Here is a 5,182-nt window from a genome sequence, read left to right on the forward strand (position 1 = left end):
CGGGGCGTAATGTATGATGATTTGGTCGCCCAAACTTATCAACTCGGTTTAGAAAATCGTGTATTTTTTTTGCCTTGGAGTGATAACATGACCGCTTTTTATAGTAGCTTGGATTTGTTTATTTTGCCTTCTAAATATGATACTTGTTCTAATGCTTTATTAGATGCGATCGGATATAATAAATGTGTTCTCGCTTCCAACTCTGGTGGCAACCGAGAAATCTTAGGAGGTGATGAACGATTATTATTTCCTCTATCTAATCATAGGGTTTTGGCAGATAAAATTATTGGTTTGATGACTGATACAACAGTTTTTAACGAATCTCAAAAAGCCGTTTATATCCAAGCAATTAAACTCAATTTTAACTGGAATGATGTTATAGCCAATTTGATTTTTACGGCATTGTAATCAACTGTCCAATTTCGATTAAATTAATGTTAATCATGTTCCTGGTCTTCCTTATCATCGGGGCGAGATTTTCGAGACTTGTTAAACCTTTTATTTTTGATGGCAATATCTTCATTCATAGTCCGAATTAACCAATAACTCGCAGCCAAAGCTAAACTCGCACCCGCCAAAGCCACCACATCTATTTTTTGATATTTATTGGTGTCAAAAATGATAATTTTTCGGGAGACAGCAATTAAAGCTGTCACCACGACTAACTCAACTTGAACAATATGCTTTTTTAAATAAGCCGTGATATTTTCCAACAACTCCAAAGCAATTAAAATATTCAAGAATAGCCCAAAAATCTCGATTAAAGTGGCATCAAAAAATCCGGTTGGTTTGGAGGTAAATAAATCCGTCAACAACACCCGAATCAAATCAACCAGAGAAACGATGATCACCAAAATTAAAGCCACCGACAAAATTTTAGAGACGCAATTCTCTACCCAGTGAATCATCCCTAAAAAATTCTCGTCTTTAAACTGATTTAAAAATCTGAGAAACCTTTTTTTAAACATTGATTAATTTCTGATATAATGGGGAAATTTAGGAGTTAGTATTCCTGTTTAATTCGGCATTGTCTTGGGGCTGATAGTCGATTAATTGGCGGGCATTTTCAATGTCCCAAATCCGATTAGTATTGTTAGAAACCCCATAAAAAATCTGAAAACCCAAATCTTGATGATCTAGGGATTTTTGCACCAATTGCGCCAAATCTCTGGGACTACACCAAGTTTTCCAACTGCGATCGCTATTAGGATATGGCAAAAACGAACCAATCCGCAAGCAAATAATCGACATCCCATATTGGTCTACAAAAAACTGCGCCAACGCCTCCCCAAAAGCCTTACCAACCCCATATAAAGAATCAGGTCTCACCACCATTTCCGGGGTGATATCCGACTCCCCAATCACTTCTCGCCACCCGGAAACATGATTACTACTAGCATAAATTAACTGCTTTATCCCCACTCGTCTCGCCGCCTCAAACACATTATAAGTTCCCGCAATTCCCCCCTGATAGACATCTTCCCAAGGCTGTTGTACGTCTGGGTTACTCGCCAGATGAATTACCCCATCAACCCCCTCCATAGCCTGGGAGACCGCCTCAAAATCAGCAATATCCGCTATGATGACCTCATCAGCATCAGAAATCGGTTTAAGATCCAAACATCGGAATTGGTAACAGCCAGCTAACAATTCTCGAAGCGATCGGCCAATTTGTCCAGCCGCACCCGTAATCAGAACCTTTCGCATTTCCCTTGTCAACCAGTCAAATCCAGTCTATTCTAACATTAACCTGTCATGATTTTAACCATATTAGAAAATCCAATTGTTAGATTATACATCAATTTAATTGGCTGGGCTTTACTAGGATTTATACTCGGCCAAAAACTCCCCGCTAGTACATCCAAGTATTTAGGCCAGTTTCTCTATTGGATTGGTGTTCCCCTCGGCATCATTGCGTTTATGCGGGGAGTTGATATCTCTGGATATATTTGGATTTCCCCTATTGCTGGATGGGTTGCCATATTGGTTGGGGCGATTTTTGCGCGTTTTTGGATGGAATTAGAAATCAGTGATGAACGCATTAAAGCCATAGCTTCAGGTATGGTTGACCCACGCTATTTAAAACCAGATCAACCCATCCCAGAAACCGCCTGGACTCAACCAACCCAAGGCAGTTTTTTACTAGCTATGATGGTAGGAAATACCTCTTATTTAGGGTTTCCTGTAGTCCTGTCTTTAATTGGTCCTGAATACTTTTTATGGGCGGTTCTTTATAACACCCTCGCCACCAGTCCCGGACTCCACGGCATCGGCTATATGATTTCGGCTAATTATGGGAATAATCCCCTAGCACAACGTCGTAAAAATCCACTACAAATTATTTTTGGAAATCCGGCTTTATGGAGTTTTGGGTTTGGCTTTTTTTTCCGCCATGTTCCCCTTCCAGACCTGGCAGAAAATGCTTTAMGAACTTCAGCTTGGTCTATTGTTWCCTTAGCTATTATTATGATTGGCATTCAACTTAGCCAATTAGGGAAACTGCAAAAATTCAGCCAAGCCTTGATTTGTCTAGCCATTAAAATGATTGTGGTTCCCTTGGTAGTAGGTACAGGTTTGATGTTTTTTGGAGTGACAGGTTTACCCAGATTAGCTATTGTTCTCCAAATGGCTATGCCGCCTTCTATTGCTACGGTAATTTATGCGATCGCCTATGGTCTGGATAAGGATTTATCCGTAGCTACGGTGGCTTTAGGTTCGGTGGGTTTATTAATGACAATACCTATGTGGTTATGGCTATTTGCACCTTAAAATTAAATCGGTAGCATGGTAAATAATAGCATCAAATTCCGAGGTTTCTAAACTGGCTGGGTCGCGATAACCTAAATTAATGCGATCGCACATTTTCTCATCAATATATTCTGATGCCAAAAATACCTTAATTCGCTGTAAATGCTGACCCACCCGAATTAAATGACTAGCCACTAGGGGATTATTTAACTCTCCCGAGTTAACCCATTTTTTCACCTGTTCAGGAATAGCATAACCGAATTGATTAATAATATCGCCGTGGGTGGCAGAAATCCCCTCAGCTAACCTTCCTCTCACCACCAAAATTCCCCCATCTCTGACAATATCTGCACAGTTATAAACCGCTTTAGCAGCCTGCCAAAAATCCGCACTTTTATCATCCACAATAGCCAGCAATTTATCGCAGGGTTCAACAGTTTTTAAAAACAATTTAGCACTAAGTGCGGCCGCCTGACGATAGGAAGATTGTAAATCACCCACAAACACATCAACAATACCAGTGGGAAGGGTAACAAAGTTAACCGAAACCAAAGTAGCCGGAAATGCTTGAGTAGCTAACTCCCCCACTTGCGCTAATATATCCCTAATGGGATTATCCACTTTTGCCATAATTTCTTCCGTAGGGAACAGATTACTTTTCCAGTGGGTGTAATCAATTATGGCTTGATTAGCAATTCCCGGACACAGATATTTTGTCCCCCCAGAAAATCCCACAACTCGATGAGGAAATACACTCCCAAAACACATCACGACATCCTGATTAATCATCACCCTATTTAACTTGACAGTGACCCCATCAATTACGCCAATTTCGACTAAATGACTATCATCAAATGCATGATGATTTAACAGGTTAATATTTTCAGCTTCTCTAGGGGATATTCCCAATTTATTGAGCATTTCTGTCTCGGTCATCGGTCGATGAGTTCCCAAGGCAAATATTACGGAAATCTCCGGGGATGAATGTCTTTGCAGAAACCTTAATAATTGGGGGAAAAATAGGTGAATAGGCGTGGAACGGGTGACATCTTCACAGATAATCAGAAGGCGATCGTACTGTTGATTTAGGGATAATAAATAATCGGTGATTTTGCCGATAATGGCATCAACCGAAATCAGCTCAACTGGTTCTAGGGTGATAATTTTCATATTGATTTGAATCTCAGCAATTAGCGCCATCATACCATCAACAATAGTAGGTTGGGTGCAACCCAACCCTATCAATCAACCCCTTCTCTACCCCCTCACCCAACCCGCCCCAAATCACCTGTTTCAGCCATCCTTAAAAAAACTCCCAAAATCCCAGGTTTTCCCCTTGACAAATCCCCCAAATTGACCTACCATTAAAGAATGGGAATCTGTGCCGACATATATATGGGTTTATTCAGATAGTCAATCCATCAACAATAGTAGTTGGGTGCAACACAACCCCCTGTCAATTTCACGCTGTGGGTAAAACCATCGTGGCGTTGGGTTTCGCTGCGCTACACCCAACCTACTTCTGGGAAACTGTGAAGACATATATATGGGTTTATTCAGATAGTCAATCCATCAACAATAGTAGGTTGGGTGCAACYCAACCCCCTGTCAATTTGACTGGTGGGGAAAACCATGGTGGCGTTGGGTTTCGCTGCGCTACACCCAACCTACTTCTGGGAAAMTGTGAAGAYATATATATGGGTTTATTCAGATAGTCAATCCATCAACAATAGTAGTTGGGTGCAACTCAACCCCCTGTCAATTTGACTGGTTGATAAAACCATCGTGGCGTTGGGTTTCGCTGCGCTACACCCAACCTACTTCTGGGAAACTGTGCAGATATATATATAGGTTTGGGGAGCATAAAGGCGATCGCATTTTACAGCCCATCTCATAACCAAGTACCTAAACCGAAAGCCGCCCAACCATCACCTACGCCCAACCGAAGATATTATCATCTTCTAAACTCACATTAGTAACCCCTTCCAGGATACCCACAAGTTGGTCAGAACCCGCTTCATAAATAAGCAGTACCATCATTAAATCCGTTGGGTATTGACCCAATTTCATAGTCATCAGGGCTACCCAGCAAAACCACCATATCCTGATTTACCTGAAAGTCAGTTACTATGCTGTAACCTTCTCCCGGAAGCATCACCAAAGTATCATTTCCCTCCCCTCCCACCAGAGTATCCGCACCTTTTGCACCTCCAAATAGGATATCATTACCCTCGTCTCCAAACAAAATCTGATTACCATTACCTGCTACCAACGTATCATTCCCCTGACCACCATAAATAGAATCATTACCGTCGCCTCTAAATAGGATATCATCATCCTTATTTCCCAATAAGATATCATCCCCCTCCCCAGCAACTAGGATATCATTACCNTGACCACCAAACAGAGTATTANTTCCCTGGGAAACCTGGAG

The 5,182-nt window shown here is 41.3% G+C and carries 6 protein-coding genes; 2 read left to right on the plus strand and 4 right to left on the minus strand.

The window, feature by feature from the left end; translation table 11 throughout:
- On the plus strand, positions 1-408 hold a 408-nt coding region (locus tag B9T16_RS25540; RefSeq protein WP_410246081.1), incomplete at its 5' end, for a glycosyltransferase family 4 protein.
- A 29-nt stretch (positions 409-437) separates the two neighbouring features.
- Here B9T16_RS25540 and B9T16_RS25545 read toward each other — a convergent pair.
- Positions 438-968: a phosphate-starvation-inducible PsiE family protein gene (locus B9T16_RS25545; RefSeq protein WP_410246082.1), complete on the minus strand. Its 531-nt coding sequence runs from the start codon at positions 966-968 to the stop codon at positions 438-440.
- A 28-nt stretch (positions 969-996) separates the two neighbouring features.
- The gene (locus B9T16_RS25550) at positions 997-1,707 is read right to left on the minus strand and encodes an NAD-dependent epimerase/dehydratase family protein (RefSeq protein ID WP_006620126.1); all 711 of its coding nucleotides are present in this window, start codon (positions 1,705-1,707) and stop codon (positions 997-999) included.
- Between the two features lie 48 nt (positions 1,708-1,755).
- On the opposite strand from B9T16_RS25550, the gene B9T16_RS25555 reads away from it, so the two are divergent.
- The gene (locus B9T16_RS25555; RefSeq protein ID WP_410246083.1) at positions 1,756-2,769 is read left to right on the plus strand and encodes an AEC family transporter; all 1,014 of its coding nucleotides are present in this window, start codon (positions 1,756-1,758) and stop codon (positions 2,767-2,769) included.
- On the opposite strand, the gene B9T16_RS25560 is transcribed toward B9T16_RS25555, so the two are convergent.
- Together B9T16_RS25560 and B9T16_RS25565 are read right to left on the minus strand one after the other, a co-directional pair.
- Complete coding sequence (locus B9T16_RS25560; RefSeq protein WP_410246084.1) at positions 2,755-3,984, minus strand: lactate racemase domain-containing protein; 1,230 nt, start codon at positions 3,982-3,984, stop codon at positions 2,755-2,757. The genes B9T16_RS25555 and B9T16_RS25560 overlap by 15 nt on opposite strands.
- A gap of 781 nt (positions 3,985-4,765) precedes the next feature.
- On the minus strand, positions 4,766-5,182 hold a 417-nt coding region (locus tag B9T16_RS25565; RefSeq protein ID WP_410246085.1), incomplete at its 5' end, for a calcium-binding protein.

The organism is Arthrospira sp. PCC 8006 (genome assembly GCF_046480465.1).
In the GTDB taxonomy this organism is placed as follows: Bacteria; Cyanobacteriota; Cyanobacteriia; order Cyanobacteriales; family Microcoleaceae; genus Limnospira; species Limnospira platensis.